At 62.5% G+C, this 16,291-nt stretch carries 13 protein-coding genes; 4 read left to right on the top strand and 9 right to left on the bottom strand.

Features of this window, described 5'->3' with window-relative positions; genetic code table 11:
• Position 1 precedes the first annotated feature (1 nt).
• The 5 genes from PW792_17090 to hscB form a co-directional block, all read right to left on the bottom strand.
• Positions 2-460 carry a GNAT family N-acetyltransferase gene (locus PW792_17090; GenBank protein ID MDE1163643.1) on the bottom strand — a complete coding sequence of 153 codons (459 nt, stop codon included), beginning with the start codon at positions 458-460 and terminating at the stop codon, positions 2-4.
• A 7-nt stretch (positions 461-467) separates the two neighbouring features.
• Complete coding sequence (locus tag PW792_17085; GenBank protein ID MDE1163642.1) at positions 468-905, bottom strand: 2Fe-2S iron-sulfur cluster-binding protein; 438 nt, start codon at positions 903-905, stop codon at positions 468-470.
• 57 nt (positions 906-962) lie between these two features.
• Entirely contained in the window at positions 963-2,996 is a 2,034-nt protein-coding gene (hscA, locus tag PW792_17080; GenBank protein MDE1163641.1) for a Fe-S protein assembly chaperone HscA, read from the bottom strand.
• 149 nt (positions 2,997-3,145) lie between these two features.
• Positions 3,146-4,030 (bottom strand): subclass B3 metallo-beta-lactamase, encoded by an 885-nt coding sequence (gene bla, locus PW792_17075; GenBank protein MDE1163640.1) that lies wholly within the window; start codon positions 4,028-4,030, stop codon positions 3,146-3,148.
• Positions 4,031-4,104: 74 nt separating this feature from the next.
• A complete protein-coding gene (hscB, locus tag PW792_17070; GenBank protein MDE1163639.1) occupies positions 4,105-4,740 on the bottom strand; it encodes a Fe-S protein assembly co-chaperone HscB in 636 nt (211 codons plus the stop codon).
• A gap of 62 nt (positions 4,741-4,802) precedes the next feature.
• Here hscB and PW792_17065 point away from each other — a divergent pair, with 62 nt between their 5' ends.
• The 3 genes from PW792_17065 to PW792_17055 all read left to right on the top strand — a co-directional run bounded on the left by PW792_17065 (position 4,803) and on the right by PW792_17055 (position 9,904).
• A complete protein-coding gene (locus PW792_17065; GenBank protein ID MDE1163638.1) occupies positions 4,803-5,750 on the top strand; it encodes a ketopantoate reductase family protein in 948 nt (315 codons plus the stop codon).
• 27 nt (positions 5,751-5,777) lie between these two features.
• Positions 5,778-8,618: a phosphoenolpyruvate carboxylase gene (locus PW792_17060; protein MDE1163637.1), complete on the top strand. Its 2,841-nt coding sequence runs from the start codon at positions 5,778-5,780 to the stop codon at positions 8,616-8,618.
• A 131-nt stretch (positions 8,619-8,749) separates the two neighbouring features.
• The gene (locus tag PW792_17055; protein ID MDE1163636.1) at positions 8,750-9,904 is read left to right on the top strand and encodes an alpha/beta hydrolase-fold protein; all 1,155 of its coding nucleotides are present in this window, start codon (positions 8,750-8,752) and stop codon (positions 9,902-9,904) included.
• 138 nt (positions 9,905-10,042) lie between these two features.
• Here PW792_17055 and PW792_17050 read toward each other — a convergent pair whose 3' ends face one another.
• Positions 10,043-10,804, bottom strand: coding sequence for a hypothetical protein (locus PW792_17050; protein MDE1163635.1), 762 nt, complete (start codon positions 10,802-10,804; stop codon positions 10,043-10,045).
• A 40-nt stretch (positions 10,805-10,844) separates the two neighbouring features.
• Positions 10,845-12,179 carry an MFS transporter gene (locus tag PW792_17045; protein ID MDE1163634.1) on the bottom strand — a complete coding sequence of 445 codons (1,335 nt, stop codon included), beginning with the start codon at positions 12,177-12,179 and terminating at the stop codon, positions 10,845-10,847.
• Between the two features lie 114 nt (positions 12,180-12,293).
• Between PW792_17045 and murQ the strand changes: the two genes are divergently transcribed.
• Positions 12,294-13,202 carry an N-acetylmuramic acid 6-phosphate etherase gene (gene murQ, locus PW792_17040; GenBank protein ID MDE1163633.1) on the top strand — a complete coding sequence of 303 codons (909 nt, stop codon included), beginning with the start codon at positions 12,294-12,296 and terminating at the stop codon, positions 13,200-13,202.
• Positions 13,203-13,217: 15 nt separating this feature from the next.
• Here murQ and PW792_17035 read toward each other — a convergent pair whose 3' ends face one another.
• Both PW792_17035 and PW792_17030 read right to left on the bottom strand, forming a co-directional pair.
• Positions 13,218-14,450 (bottom strand): GGDEF domain-containing protein, encoded by a 1,233-nt coding sequence (locus PW792_17035; GenBank protein ID MDE1163632.1) that lies wholly within the window; start codon positions 14,448-14,450, stop codon positions 13,218-13,220.
• Positions 14,451-14,652: 202 nt separating this feature from the next.
• Positions 14,653-16,116, bottom strand: coding sequence for an RDD family protein (locus PW792_17030; GenBank protein MDE1163631.1), 1,464 nt, complete (start codon positions 16,114-16,116; stop codon positions 14,653-14,655).
• Positions 16,117-16,291 lie beyond the last annotated feature (175 nt).

Here is a 16,291-nt window from a genome sequence, read left to right as displayed (position 1 = left end):
TTCAGACGAGCAGCTTGCGCAGGAACACCGTGGCCTGCGGATTGTCGTTATACCGCGCGCAGGGCTCATAGCCACGCGCAGCATACAACGCAATCGCTGCCTTTAAATCATCCTTGCTATCGAGATAGACCGCGCTGTACCCCGCAGTACGCGCGAACTCTTCAAGCGCCTCCATCAGCAGAGTCGCCACGCCCAGCCCGCGGGCCGCATCGCGCACGTACAAACGCTTGCACTCGCAAGCACCTGCAACCGAAGACAACGGACGCAACACTACGCAGCCAATCGCCTGCTGCCCTGCAAAAGCCAGCCACACACCGCTGCGCTTGTCTGCAACCAAAGCCTCCAGCGAGGCGCGCGTATCGCGCACGACCACGTCGATGGCTTCGTAGTACTCGTTCAAAAGCGCAAACGCCTCGTCGGTTACATCGACGAGGCGTTCGAGGCGAAGATCCTTCTTCATGCTGCGCTTAGCTCTTCACACCAGCGACAGGCTTGCCTTCCTGCACATAGTTCTTATTCCAGCTGGGAATCTCGACGAGGTATTCGCCCGGCTTCTCAATCACGCACTGGCATCCCAGGCGCGAGTTGAGCTGCAGACCTGGCGCCATGTCGAGACGGTCAAGCTCGAGGTCTTCCGCTTCCGACAGACCTTCGTTGCCCTTCAGCACATGAATGTGGCACGTCGTGCAGGCCGAAACGCCACCGCACGCGTGGTCCATGAAGACGTCGTAGTTCTCAGCCACGTCGAGAAAGCTCATCGGCAGGCCATGCCCGTCATAGGGCAGCGTGTCGAACTTGAACTCGACGGTCTTGCCTTCCGGCTGAAAGGTTACGCGCACCATATCGGGCGCGGGAGGCTTTGAGAGGTCAACTTCGGGGAGCGGCTTGGATTCGTGATCGGACATAGTCAGTTCCTAGTGTATTGCACTGAAATCTCAGTGGATTGCTTTGAAAAGTTGCGCCTAGTCTTCGGTGGAAGCCCCAGCCGTTCCGGGATCTGCTTCCGCCCTTTCAAGCTCGTTTTGGGGCGCGTCTTCAATCTGCGCAGCGGCAAACGCATGAGGGGCCGTGGTCGGCGCACCGATATCTCCGCCCAGCCCTTCATCGGCCGTCGCCATCTTCTTGCCACCCAGCGCACCGGTGACAGCCGAGTCCATCATCAACTCGGCCAACCGCCGCGTGTGCTTGTCCAACTGCGCGATGGCGTTGCGAATTACCTTGTAATCTTCATCGCTCAGAGAAGCTTCCACTTCGCTGATCGCGCCCTTGATGCCTTCATGCTCCACGGACGTGAGCTGCTGCCAGACCGGCTGCTGCTGCGCCTTCTTCGTGGCTTCCAGAATCGTATTGGCTTCGTTGCGCGCTTCGATCACCTGACGCGCCGTGATGTCGGACTCAGCGTTGTCGAACGAGTCGAGAATCATCGTCTCCACCTGCTCGTCGGTAAGACCGTAGGTCGGCTTCACCTCAACCTGGGCCTGCTGACCGCTGCGCTGCTCCTTCGCGCTTACGTGCAGAATGCCGTTCGCGTCGATCAGGAACTTTACCTCGATGCGCGGCAGGCCGGCGACCATCGGCGGAATGCCCTTGAGGTCAAAGCGCGCCAGCGAGCGACAATCCTTCGCCAACTCACGCTCGCCCTGCAACACATGGATCGCTACGTTCGTCTGCCCGTCCACGCCCGTCGTAAAGTGCTCCGTCGCACTCGCCGGAATCGTCGAGTTGCGCTGAATGATCTTTGCCACCACGCCACCCAGCGCTTCGATACCGAGCGACAGGGGAGTCACGTCCAGCAGCAGCAGGTCGTTCGTCGCGGCGTGCTCGGTGCCGGAAAGAATCTGCGCCTGTACCGCTGCGCCCAGCGCGACGACCTCATCCGGGTTCAGCTCGGTGTGCAGCTTCTTGCCTCGCACTTCGAGGTGGAAGAGACCGCTCACCAGCGTGCGCACCGCAGGGATGCGCGTCGAACCGCCGACCATCACCACTTCGTCAATCTGCTCCGGCGCAAGCCCGGCGTCCTTCAACGCCTGCTTCACGGGCCCAGCCGTGCGCTCGATCACCGAAGCGATCAAGCCTTCAAACTGCTCGCGCGAAATCTCACGCGCATAGAGCTTGCCTTCGCCCAACTCCACCGCAAGCCGCGCTGAATCATTCGCACTCAGCGCGATCTTTGCATCGATGACAGCCTTGCGCAACGCCTGCATCGCAGCCGGGTCGGCCGCAACATCCACGCCGAGATCGCCGCGGATGTCATCCATCGCCACCGCCAGCAGAAGGTTGTCGATATCGTCGCCGCCGAGATGCGTATCGCCACCCGTCGAGATCACCTCGAAGATGCCTTCGTGCAGCTTCAGGATGGAAATATCAAACGTGCCACCACCGAAGTCATAGACCGCAATGATGCCTGCGCGCGCCGTGCCGTCAGCGTTCTTGTCCAGGCCATACGCCAGCGCCGCTGCCGTCGGTTCATTCACCAGGCGCAGTACATCCAGCCCCGCGATGCGGCCAGCGTCCTTCGTCGCCTGTCTCTGCGCGTCGTTGAAGTACGCCGGAACCGTAATGACCGCCTTCGTCACTTCGCCGCCCAGAAAACGCTCCGCGTTCTTCTTCAACTGCAGCAGAACGTACGCTGAAATCTCCGGCGGAGTGAGCGTCAGTCCACCAACGTTCAGCTTCAACACCTCGCCAGCCTTCAGCCCTTCGGCCAGCTTGAACGGAAACAGCTTCAGCTCCGGCTCAACGTCCGCAAGGTCGCGCCCCATCAGTCGCTTGGCCGAGTAAACAGCGTTGCCCGGCTTGGTCAGCAGAAGATCGCGCGCTGCGTTGCCCACCGCGAAACCCGCCGTCGTCTCCTGATCGAACGCCACCACGCTCGGCACAATCGCCAAGCCATCTTCGCCGGGGATCACGATCGGCGCACCGCCCTGCATGATCGCTACGAGCGAGTTCGTGGTTCCCAGGTCAATGCCGACGACGCGATGTGTTGTCTCTTCCAAACTGTTTCTCCAAAAGCAGGCGCGGAAATCGATCACGCGCACCACGCTCTATTGTATGGATGCCGCCCTCGAAGTGCGCGAACCACTTTTCTGCCGTCAAAAGTGTTTGCCTGTCACCTGCCACCAAAACGGAGGCGAAGCTGCCTCCACTACTTCGCCTGCTCGCGGGCCAACTCCTCGCGGAACGCGGCTTCAGAGTCACTCACAAATCGTTCATAGCCCTTATGGTCCAGAAAGACGCGCGGGCCTTCGCTCTTGAGCCTCGGCAGCTTCGCGCTCAGGTCAAAGTACTTCCCGTGCTCGCCAAGGAAGATGTCGCACGGCAGCGCATGAAGCGTCGCAAACGTGTGCTCAAAGTCCTGCGCAATCCCGGGGTAGGACTCCGGCGTACCGGGCTTCGCTACAAAGTGAAAATCCGACCAGAAGCCTGTTCCGCCCACGATCACGACGTTGCGTAGCTTACCCGCAGGCTCACCGCGAAGGTGTACCCGGAAGGTCCACGTCGTGCATCCGCGAGTATGGCCCGCGGTCTTATGCGCGGTCAGCGTGAAGCCGCCCAGCGTCACCGTATCGCCATCGTGCAACACACGGTCCACATGCGCTGGCGGATACGTTTGAATCGAACCTGTGCTGGCAAGAAAATCAGCCTTGCCGCCGCTCTCGACCACCGGCACATCAGAGTCCATCACCATGTTCTTCGCGTGGGTCTCGCGCAGAACCTCCGCAGCCCCAGCCATGTGGTCGAAGTGAGCCTGCCCGTTGAGCAGAACCTTCGTGTCCGCCCATCGAAACCCCAGCTTCTCCACGCTCGCGCGGATCTGCGGCGGCGACGAAACAAGGTTCGCGTTGATGAGGATGTTGCCCTTCGGCGTGACGATCAGATACGCCGCCAGGTCCTCGCTGCCGACGTAGTAGAGGTTGTCAGCGATCTGAAACGGCGCAAGCGGGCGCGTCCACTCGGGCCGGACCTGCGCGGAAGCAGTCAGCGAAACAAAGACACAAAGAGTCAGCAGGAAAAGGCAGCGGCGCAGCATCCGTACCGGTGTAGCACGCGCGTGAATCTGAAGAAGCTGAGGATTTTCTGTGTGAATCCAGATCGCTACGCAGGTTACTCCAGTGCCTCGTTCACATCACGCACCAGATTCCGCGCATACGAGCGGCGGTTGAGCAGCGCGACCATCGCATCGCGTGCCTTCAACTTCGCCGCGTCATCGCCCGCGTCTTCCGCCGCGTCCCAGTCCTTCCACAAGCCCTGCAACTGCTCGCCAAGCTCATCGAGCATCGAGGTAAAGCGCGCACGGGCGGCTTCCAGATCAGAGCGCGTTGCGGGATCGTCCTCGCCCATCTTCTTCGCCATGCGCATCTCTTCGAGCTGCATGTTCAACTCGAACGCCTCTTCCAGCAGGTCGGGCGGCGCGACCTGCTTCTTGGCCGTGCCTGCAGCCTTGGCGGCGTCGGTCGCAGCGCGCGACTGCTCCTCCATCTGCACGCCTTCGAGCGAGAGCAGATACTCCGTGCGCGAAACCGGCTCCTTCAGCGTTCGGTAGGCATCGTTCAGCCGCGAACTCGCAGCAAGCGCGGCTTCCTGCTCGTCCGCAGGCTTCGCCGCGAAGCGGTCCGGGTGCAGACGCCGCGACTGCGCGTAAAAAGTCTTCTCCAGCGCCGCCAGGTCGACGTTCAGGTGGCGTGGCAGAGAGAATAAGCTGAAGTAGTCGGGCGCGAGTTCGGCGGTGTGAGTGCTCATACAAGAAACAGAGTATCCGTCCCGCCCGTTCGTTGCATAACCTCCCGGCTCAGGAGTAAGCATTGCGGATTCTGGTTATCGGGGCCGGCGCGACCGGCGGCTTTTACGGCGGCAAACTCGCACTCGCGGGCCGGGACGTCACCTTTCTCGTCCGCGGCAAGCGTGCCGAGCAACTTCGCCAGAACGGAATGACGCTGCGCACGCCAACCGGCGAGCAGCACATCGCAGAACCAAAGCTGATCACCGCCGCAGAGCTCGCCAACACCCCGGCCTTTGACCTCATCCTGCTGGCCGTGAAGGCCTATGGGTTTGCAGCCTCGCTCGATGACTTCGCCGCAGCCGTCGGCCCTGACACGCTGATCCTGCCACTGCTGAACGGCATGAGCCACCTCGCCAAGCTCGACGCACGCTTTGGCCGCGAGCACGTTCTCGGCGGCCTCTGCCGCATCGTCGGCGACATCGACCCCGACACCGGAGCCATCGTTCAGATGACGCCGCTCAGCGACATCGCCTACGGCGAGCGCGATCTTGCCGCCACCGATCGCATCCGCCGTGTCGACGAAACCATGCAGGGCGCAGGCTTTCACGCGATCCTCGCACCGGACATCAACGCTTCCATGTGGGTGAAGTGGATGCTGCTCGCCTCCACCGTCTCCATCAACGTGCTCGGCCGCGGCACCATCGGCGAGATCGAAGCCCTCGACACGCTCGACCGCATCGGCTTCCGCTTTCAAAACCGCGTGATCGATGAAGCCGCCAGCATCGCCACGGCCAACGGCTATGCGCCGGACGCGGCTTCCGAAACGATGATCCGCAAACGCCTCACCGAAAAGGGCGCGAACTTCACCGCTTCGCTGTATCGCGACCTGACGCGCGGTTTCCCGGTCGAAGCCGACCAGATCATCGGCGACATTCTGCTCGCAGGCCGCGAGAAAGGCGTTGACACGCCGCTCATCGAGGCCGCCTACGTGCAGTTGAAGGTGCATGAAGCGAGACAGCAGCGCGACTAACCGGTAATCGCATGGGAGAATCAAACTATGTCATCGCTGTGGACTCCGGCCTCGTGGGCCGATCGGCTTCGCGACTTCGAAGCCCGGGACTTTGAAAGCAAGCAGGCGCCTCTGCGCCGCGACGTTCGTTCGCTCGGCTCTTTGCTGGGCCAGGTACTGCGTGAGCAGGGCGGCGACGAACTCTTCGACGCGGTAGAGAACCTGCGTCGCACCACCATCGCCCGGCGCGAGGCCGACTCCGCTGGCGACCATGAGGCCGCCACCCGCGCGCTGGCCGAGGCGTTGGAGCTGACCCACGCCATCGCCGCCGATCCTCACCGCGCCTACCAGGTGGCACGCGCCTTCGCGTTCTACTTCGAACTCACCAACCTGGCCGAGACGAACCACCGCAAGCGCCGTCGCAGAGCCGGTCTGCTGAACGGCACCGCCAACCTGCAGCGTGGCAGCTTCCGCGGCACGTTGCGCCGTCTGCGCGAAGCAGGCTACCAGCGCGAAGCGGTACTCGAGCTGCTCGCCGACATCGTTATCACGCCCGTTTTCACCGCGCACCCCACGGAAGTGGCGCGTCGCAGCGTGATGTTCAAGCGCCGCTCCATCTCGGATCTGCTACAGCAACTCGACGGCATCGCCGTCCCCGCCAGCGAACTCGACGAGCTGGCCGAAGAGGTGCTCGCCGAGATCACCGCACTCTGGCAGACCGACGATGTCCGCAATGCTCGCCCCACCGTGCGCGACGAAATCCGCATGGGCCTCGACTACTACGAGGCGTCCATCTTCGCCACCGTGCCCACGCTCTACCGCGAGCTCGCCGCGGCCTTCGACGCCGAGTTCCCGCACGAAGACCCGGACACGCACTTCAGCCTGCTCGACCTTCCCGTGCTCGTCCGCTTCGGCTCCTGGATCGGCGGCGACCGCGACGGCAACCCCTTCGTCACCGCAGACACCACCGCCGAAGCACTCGGCATGGGACGCGACCTGCTCTTCCGCTACTACCTCGGCGAACTGAACAGCATCTTCGACGAGCTGGCTTCCTCGCAGCACCAGGCGCCTGTCTCCGACGAGCTGCGCGCCCGCCTCGACGAGACCCTGCACGAGCTGAAGCTGGCCGGACACGGACACGCGCTGCACAAGGTGCCGAACGAAGCTGTCCGCTTCCACCTCGCCGCCATGACGCTCCGCCTCGGCGGCGCGCCCGCGTCCAGCATGTTCCGCAACCTCGCGCTCAGCAAGTACGCCGCGCTGCCGCCGTACCTGCACGCCACGGAGTTTCTCGCCGACCTCACGCTGCTGTGGAGCTCGCTCACCCGGAACCACGGCGCACGCCTTGCAGAGAAGTACATCTCGCCGCTGATCATCGCGGTCCGCACCTTCGGTCTGCACCTGCAGACGCTCGACATTCGCCAGCACGCCCGCGTGCACGAAGTCGCGGTCAGCGAGCTGAACTCCTGGAGCGAAGACGGCAAGCTGCCACCCGCTATCTCTGAGCAGACCGCCGAAGTCGTCAACACGCTTCGCGCCGTCGCCGACTTCAAACGCGCGTCACCAAACAGCATCACGCAGTACGTTGTCTCCGGCGCATCGAACGCTGAGGATGCGCTGCGCGTGCTTTGGCTCTCGCGCACCAGCGGCGTTCACGTCGAAGGAACGCAGGACGATCCCGGCCTGCAACCTGTGCTGCTGTTTGAGTCGATTGAAGACCTCGAACGCGCTCCCGCCATCTGCCGCGAGCTCTGGACCAGCGAAGCCTATAAGCCGCTGCTGGCCTCCTGGAACGGCCGCCAGGAGATGATGCTCGGCTACTCCGACTCCAACAAGGACGGCGGCATGATCGCCTCCACCTGGCAGATCTGGAAGGCCCACCGTGCGCTGCACGAGGTCGCCCGTGAGTGCAGTGTGAAGCTGCGGCTCTTCCACGGTCGCGGCGGCACAGTCGGCCGCGGCGGCGGCCCCACGCACCGCGCCATCTACGCGCAGCCGCTCGAAAGCTTTACCGGCGAAGCCCGCCTCACCGAGCAGGGCGAGGTGCTGCACTGGAAGTACTCCGACGTCGTCCTTGCCGAACGCAATCTCGAACTGATGATCGCCGCCTCGCTCGACGCCATCGCACGCCCCGACCGGACCGTCGAGAACACCACGCATCTCACCGGCGCGATTGAAAGCTCCTGGGAGGCCGCGCTCGACGAGCTCTCCGCCGACAGCTTCGCCTTCTACCAGAAGCACATCGTCGACAACGCCGACGTCTTCACCTACTTCGAGCAGGGCTCTCCGGTCGCCGAACTTGAGCACGCCCGCATCGGCTCGCGCCCGGCCAAACGAGCCGACGCCAGCGCCACCAAAAAGCGCTCCATGGCCGACCTCCGCGCCATTCCGTGGGTCTTCGGCTGGATGCAGTCTCGCCACGTCGTGCCCGCGTACTTTGGTGTCGGTCACGCGCTCGAAACCTTTGCCAACCGCTACGGTGGCGGCCTCACGCTGCTGCAGGAGATGGCTGCAAGCTTCCCGCTCTTCCTCGACATGATCCGCAACGTCGAGATGGCGCTGGCCAAGGCCGACTTCGGCATCGCTCGCCACTACGCCACGCTCGTCGAAGACGAAGCGCTGCGTGAGAGCGTCTTCACCATGCTCTCCGATGAGTTCGATCGCACGCGCCGCATGGTCCTCGCCGTCACCGGCCAGACCGAGCTGCTCGAGCGCAACGAAGTTCTCTCCAACTCCATCCGGCTGCGCAATCCGTACGTCGATCCGATGAGCCTGCTGCAAGTGGAGCTGCTGCGCCGCAAGCGCGCAGGCGAGGGAAGCGAAGAGCTCGACCGCGCCATCACCGCGACGATCAACGGCATCAGCGCAGGCCTTCGCAACACAGGCTGATCCTGCACAACAAAGCATCGCAAGAGGGACACGGCTGCAAGCTACCGTGTCCCTTTGTGCTTTACCGCGTTCCCTTTCTCAGCGGCTTCCGGCGGCCACCTCCACGGCAACGACAGGCGTACACTCCGGGTATGAAGAGCCTGTTGATCGCCACACTTGCCCTTGTGTCCCCGCTCGCCATCGCGCAGAGCGCAGCTCCAGCCAAGGCGCCACTGCCGCCGCCATCCCTGCTCGGTCGCTCCGCCGAAGTGCATGCCGATCACACCGTGACCTTCCGCGTCGCAGCACCCAACGCGCAGGACGTAAAGCTCACGATCGACACTCTCTTGAAACCGCTGCCCATGACGCGCGGCGACGACGGCATCTGGAGCGTGACCACCGCAGCGCTGCGGCCAGAGATCTACGACTACGCCTTCCTCGTCGATGGCGTCCACCAGCCCGACCCCGTGCAGCGGGACGTACACAACAGCTTCATGGGCCTTGAGAGCCTCGTCACCGTGCCCGGCACACCCGCCGAGCCATGGCAGTTCGCCGACGTCGCACACGGCACGCTCACGCTGCACCGCTTCACCACGCACGTCGCCCTGAACCTTCCGGGCAACCAGAGCGAGTACCTCGTCTACACGCCCGCAGGCTACGACGCAAAGAAAAAAGGGGGCTATCCCGTGCTCTATCTTCTGCACGGCTACCTCGACGACAACAAGGCCTGGACCTCGGTTGGCCGAGCGCACTTCGTGCTCGACAGCATGATCGCCAGCGGCAAGGCCAAGCCCATGATCGTCGTCATGCCGCTCGGCTACGGGGACTGGACCTTCCTCACCGGCGGCTTCGGGCAGTGGGAGCAACCTGACCGCGTCAGCCTCAACTCCGACCGCTTCATCGACTCGCTTGAAACCGAAGTGATGCCCGCCGTAGAGCACGACTACAACACCGCCAAAGGCCGCGAGAACCGCGCCGTTGCCGGGCTTTCGATGGGCGGCCTTGAAACTCTCACCCTCGGCCTGCGCCATCCGGAGCAGTTCGCCTACGTCGCGGGCATGAGCGCCGCGCTGCACTTGCATGACTTCGACAAACTCGCTCCCAACGTCAATCCGAAGACCGCTAACTACAAGCTCTTCTGGACCTCTGTCGGAACCGACGACCATCTGCTGCAAGCCAACCGCGACTTCGCCGTGTGGGCCAAGGCCAAGGGCTACAACCTCCAGGCCAACGAAACACCCGGAGCCCACCAATGGCCCGTCTGGCGCGAGAACCTCGTCACCATTCTGCCCCTGCTCTTTCGGTAGAGGGCGAGCAGAAAGACAGTAGAGCGTAGACAGTAAAGAGCAGCAAACAAGCGATGGCCGCCTCATGAGGCGGCCATCGCTTTTCTCTACTGTCTACTGTCTGCCTTTGTCTCATGTCTCTCTACGCTTACCGTATAGCTAGCTGTCCTTCGACACTTTCACAGCCTTACCATTCACAAAGTCTGCCGTCACAGGATGCCCACCGTTCTGGTACGTCACGCTGCGATCGCCCATCGTGTCGCCGTGCGGGTCAATCGTCTGGCCGAGCGCCAGCATGCACTGGTTCTCGCTCATGCCCACCGCGCACTCATGCTTATCGACATGCGCCCAGGCATCGGCACTCCAGTGTTTGTACAGCGTGTGCGGATCGTCGTAAAAGAAAACTTCATCGTTGATGAACTCGTAAATGCCGCCTTCGTAATGACCGGTCGCCACCGCATAAAGCTGCTTCGGGTTCTCGCCCTTCGGCATGGTGAACGCAAACAGCACATGGCGTTCGCCCGCGGAAATACGCTGCACCGCGCGGCCTGAGTCCGGTGCCTTTTCTTCAAACACAGCCTTGATCTCGAGCGGCTCCGCGCCTTTCAGCACGCCTGCAGGCTTCGAGTAATCAACATGGTTGCCCGTGTCCACGTAGTAATCCAGCTGGTCGCCCGCCGACACCCACACCGTCTTGCCGATCAGCGAACGCGCATCCTTCAGCGAGTCCGGACGCAGCTTGCGAAGATAAACATCATCATCCGCCGTCAGCTTGCGCGAAGCCCCATACTGCGGCTGCGTCGAAGCCGTTGGCTCGTTCGCTTCTACCGCACGCTTATGCTTGATGTAGGTGACCTCAATCCCCACCGCCAGTATCAGCGCGGCGACAGAGGCCAGCGCAACCTTTGCTCCCTTGGTCATCGGCAAAACTCCTTCTAAACTCTGGTCGATCCAGACCAGCCTACTGCATGGGCTCGGTCGTGGCGAACTGCGCTTCGACCGCACGCAAACTCTCCGGCGTCAGTTCATCAGCATGGCGCAGCGCCGGGAAGAAAACACTCCACAGCCCGGTCACCGTAAGGCTTGCCACACCGCCCACAACCACCGCACGCACAGCGCCCAGCCAGTACGCGGTCACGCCGCTCTCGTACTCACCCAGTTCGTTCGATGCGCCGAGGAACAGCCAGTTGACCGCCGAAACGCGGCCACGCATCTCCGGTGGAGTCGCCAACTGCAGAATGCTCTGCCGCACCACGACGCTCACCATGTCGCACGCGCCTGTAACGAACAGAGCCGCGCAACTCAGCCACACACTGCGACTCAGGCCAAAGACGATCGTCGCTGTCGCAAAGCCGCCCACGCACATCAGCATCGTGCGCCCCGCGCGACGCTTCAGCGGTCGCAACGAGAGCAACAGCGAGACCAGCAACGCACCCACACTCGGCATCGCACGCAGCAGACCCAACGCCTGCGCGCCGCCGTGCAGAACATCCTGCGCAAAGATTGGCAGCAACGACACCGCGCCGCCAAACAACACCGCAAATAGATCCAGCGAGATCGAACCCAGCAGCAGGCGCGTCTTCACCACATAACGCAGCCCGTCCAGCGCCGCGCCCATCGTGAAACCCTTCTTCTCCGCAGCCTCACGCGGATGAATCCGCAGCATGCTCACCAGGAACAACGCAAACGCACAGAGCGTGAAACAGTACACAATGGGCGCGCCCTGTAGATGCCCGATCTTCGGAAACCACTTCGCCAGCGGCAGCGTGAACAGCAAGCCGCCCACCATCGGCCCCAACGCGTTCGCCGTCTGGAAGATGCTTGCGCCCCACGTCACCGCGTTCAGAAAGTGTTCCTTCGGCACCAGCGATGGCAGAATCGACGACTGCGCCGGCCCCGCAAACGCACGCCCTGTGCCGATGAGAAACAGAAGGCCATACACCGCCCAGATGTTGTGGATGCCGTGCAGCGTGAGCAGCAGAAGGGAAGCCGTCGCCAGCAGCTGCATCGTGTAGCAGCCAAGAATCACCGAGCGACGATCAGCCAAATCTGCCAGGTGCCCCGCAGGCAGCACGAAGAACATGCCCGGCAGGAACAGCGCGAGGCCCGTGTATCCCAGCGCCAGCGCAGAGTGCGTCAGCTGATACACCTGCCACGCCACCGCAACGGCCTGCGCTTCCGCGCCGATGGTGCCCAACAGCCGCGATGCGGCAAAGGCTCGAAACTCCGTTGACTGCCACGCCACTGTAGAAGAATGCGCAGCCTGCAATTCGGTTGAACTTTCTCCGTCCGCCATCGTTCTATCGTCCCACAGAGTTTCGCAGCCCCACCAGCCTCATCGCCTTTTTCCATGCCGCTATTAGCCGTAACTTCATTGCATCCCACCTCTCCACTGCGCGATGATCCCAGCATGGCCATTTCCGCGGAAGACCTCGCCGCACTCTCCACCGAGCAGCGCAACCGCGCCAGCGAGCAGCTCGACAGCATGTCGACGCTCGAAATGCTCACCACGATCAACGACGAAGACGCAAAGATCGCCGCTGCCGTTCGCGCAGAGTTGCCGCAGATCGCCGCCTCCGTCGACCGCATCGCCGACCGCTTCCAGCACGGTGGCCGACTCTTCTACATCGGCGCAGGAACCAGCGGCCGCCTCGGCGTACTGGACGCCAGCGAGTGCCCTCCCACCTTCTCCGTAGACCCCTCCCTCGTCCAGGGGCTCATCGCCGGTGGCGACAGCGCACTGCGCAAATCCAGCGAACACAGCGAAGACTCACACGTCGCCGGAGCCAACGACCTGCACAGCGCAGGCTTCACCTCAAACGACACACTCGTCGGCATCGCCGCCAGCGGACGCACGCCCTACGTGCTCGGTGCCATCGAATACGCGCGCAACCTCAACGCTCTCACCATCGGTCTTAGCTGCGTCGCCAACTCCGCGCTCGCGCAGGCCGCCGAGATCGCCATCACGCCCGTCACCGGCCCAGAAGTGGTCACGGGCTCCACACGCATGAAGGCCGGCACGGCCACCAAACTGGTGCTCAATATGCTTTCGACCGGCGTGATGGTGCGTACCGGAGCCACCTACGGCAACCTGATGGTCAACGTCCGCGCGACCAATGAAAAACTCGTCAAACGTGCCGAGCGCATCGTCGCGGACGCCACCGGCGCAGACCTTTCGCTTGCTGCAGAAACCTTGCGGAGCGCAGGCATGAGCGTCAAAATCGCCATCGTCATGTTGAAGCAATCGACGGACCGCACCAGCGCCGAAGCAAAGCTCGCGCAGGCCCATGGCGTCCTTCGCAAAGCTCTCGGCGAATAGCCCCGCAGCAAGCAGCTACAGCAACGGCCCTTGCCCGCGAAACATCCTCTGCCACGCCGACATCTCACCCGAGTGCGGCATCGGAGGATGCGTTCCTGCAACGCAGCGCTCCACACGATTGCGGCCCGCAGCCTTCGCTCTGTACAGAGCTACGTCCGCGCGCTGCAACATGAGTTGCCACGTCACTTCGCCCCGCTGCAGAGAGCTCACTCCCAGCGACGCGGTCACCGAAACTTCTTCGCCATCCTGGCTCAGCTTCAACTTTGCGACCGCAGCGCGCAGCGTCTCCGCAACAGCCTGCGCTTCGTCCATCTCCATCTCAGGCAGCAGGACCGCAAACTCTTCGCCACCCAGCCGCATGACGAGCATCCCGTCACCCATCGTGTTCACCAGCACGGAGCCAACCAGGCTCAACGCGCGGTCCCCCACCACATGGCCCCAGGTATCGTTCAGCGTCTTGAAGTGGTCAAGGTCCAGCATCAGCATGGAAAGCGCGTAGCCTCGCGCCACCGCGGTTTCTACCGCACGCTGCGCCAACTCTTCAAACGCCCGGCGGTTCTTCAACCCCGTCAGCACGTCGATACGCGTCTCCTCATGCAGACGCATCTTCACTTCCGCAACGTACAGGGCCACAAACGACAGTTCCGTAAACATCGTGGCGGCCAGGCCAAGCTCCCGGAGATGGTCCAGCCCAGCCGACGAGGCAGCAGGGAGCAGTCCAAGATGCATGAGCATCCGCACGATCCGCAGCAGTGCCATCAGAACAAGGGAGAACGCGCTCCAGCGGGTCGCCGTTTGCAGGGCCACAAGCTTTGGCCGCCACAGCATCCACATCATGTGCCCATACAGCGCGAGGGCGGCAACTCGCAGCAGGAACAGGATCTCAAGCTGTCTGGAGCCCGGATTGATCCCGCAAAGGAACAAAACCACGGTTACAAGAAGTATCCACGGCTGGTACTTTGGCTTGCGGCGCGCAGCGAACCACTGAACACCCCCATGCATCAGAAAGCCCGTCAGCAGAGCCCACGCAGCGAAGCGGATATCCCAAATCAGGCGGTCGTCACGACCGTGCCACAGACGAAACGACGTGCCGACCAGATTCAATGCCGCCATCGCGCTGAACCAGCGTGTTCCCTGCGTGCGCCGATCGCTCAGAGCAATCACAAGCATCGTGCACGCAAACATCAGTTCTACGGCCGTACCCGCTAAGAACACAGATGCGGGGTCAAATTGCCAATGCGGCATCATGCACCTAAGAAATCTCTGTCAACGGACGACGGAAATTATTGCTATTGCTGGAGTAATCGTGTCTTCATCGTACGACGACTGCCCCCCATGCGATATCAAAAACTGCAATCTATTCCCAAATAGACCCGGCGCACGCAGCGACGTCCGGTTTTGAAAACCGGACGTCAGCAATATTTTTGATTAGGTGAATTTTTTCGGCGCTTTAGTAAGCACGCTGATACATTCTCGAGATTCGGTCATGCCATCCCAACCGATCGTTATCCAGCAGCACCCACGCAAACCCCAGCCCCAGCGGGCAAGCCGCCAGCAGGTTCGCCAGTGTGCGGCGGCGCATCTCCTTGCGAGTCGGATAGTCATCGCCAAACGTGCACAGAGCGATGTGCGCGTAGCGCATACCCGGCGTCGCATCCGAGAACGTGAAAAACAGCATTTGATAGGCGAGGTAAAAGAGCGCAATTACCGCTGCCGAAGCGCCCGCCAGCGTGCTCGCTTTTGAAGCCGCAAGGTTCGGGCCACAGATATAAGCCACAGCGGTAGCGAACAGCAGGTACGCCGTCGCCACACACATGCCGTCCACCGCCACCGCGATCACGCGGCGCTGCATCGGTGCAGGCTGCGGCGTAAAGGTGAACTGCGCCTGTGCCTCGTTCGGCGTCGGATGTTCTACCGAAACGTAGGACTCAAGCAGAAGGCTCTGCCACTCCGGCGCGCCTTGAAAGCTCTCGACCGGCTCCGGCTCGATCGCAACCTGATCGGCTTCCACCTCAAAGATGCGGAGCTGCGGAGAGGCTGCCGAGGTCTCTGCCTGCGGTTCGTCCATCAACGGGCCTTCTGCCAGTCGGGGACGCGCCTTGCGTGGCGCAATCAACTGCCGCGGAAACTCAATGATGTTGGCCGGGATCGGCGTCAGCTCCATCGCCATCGGAGCAAACTCCGGGGCCAGACGGAATGCGATCTCGTCCTCAAGCTCGGCCAGCTCTTCCGGGCTTTGCTCCACGATCCGGCTCTGACGAACGCTATCGGTCCGCGACTTCGCCGCAAACTCTTCCGGCATGCGCACGGAGACCTTGCCCACGGGCATGGAAATCGCCGGAGCAGCTTCCGAAATCATCGGCTGCTCAACAATCGACAACCCTATCGGCTCGGCGATTAACTCCTGCGCGCCAAGCACAATGTCTGCCAGCTCATGCGCCAGCTCTGAACGAATCTCAGCCTTCATCGGCTCCGGGACAAACTCGGAAACCACCAGCTTGGGCCGGTCGTACTCGGCAAGCTCATCCAGCAGCTTCTGCTGGGCTTCGGCCACGGCGCGCATGGTCAGCGCGGCCACTTCGGCCTCTGCCTGTGCCTGTTGAATCGCCCGTTCGGCTTCGGCAGCAAGAAACTCTCGGTAGCTCTGGCTCTGTTCGTAGCGTGCGGCCACGGCATCGCGTACCAGACTGGCTCCACGGCGGCTTTCTTTGCGAACGCGCTCTGCCCGGGCCATCGCCATCGCCTGGCTCTCTTCGGCGTGGGCCTGTTCGGTGGCGCGGCGATTGCGGTGCGCCGCAAGCCGTTCTGCCACAGCCTGTTTCAGCCCGCTGCCTGCAGCTCCGTCCGTACCCGTGAGCAGGAGTTGGCTCTCGTCGGCCACTGTTTCCCGCTGCGCTCCTCCACCAATGCTCACGTCCGTCACCCCTGCTGGCTTTTGTCCACTACGCGATGCCCGCGCAATGGTCTAATCTCAATCTCAGTGGCTCGACCGACTTCAATCTGCGCATCGCTCGTGAAGCTCTCGCGGCGCTGCAGTCTTCGCTGGAACGGGGCCCTGTTCCTCATAAGTACCATCGCACCGGCTGCCT

Source organism: Acidobacteriaceae bacterium (assembly GCA_028283655.1).
GTDB lineage: Bacteria > Acidobacteriota > Terriglobia > Terriglobales > Acidobacteriaceae > Granulicella.
The sequence above is the reverse complement of the archived record's forward strand: the minus strand, read 5'-3'. Positions and strand labels throughout refer to the sequence as shown.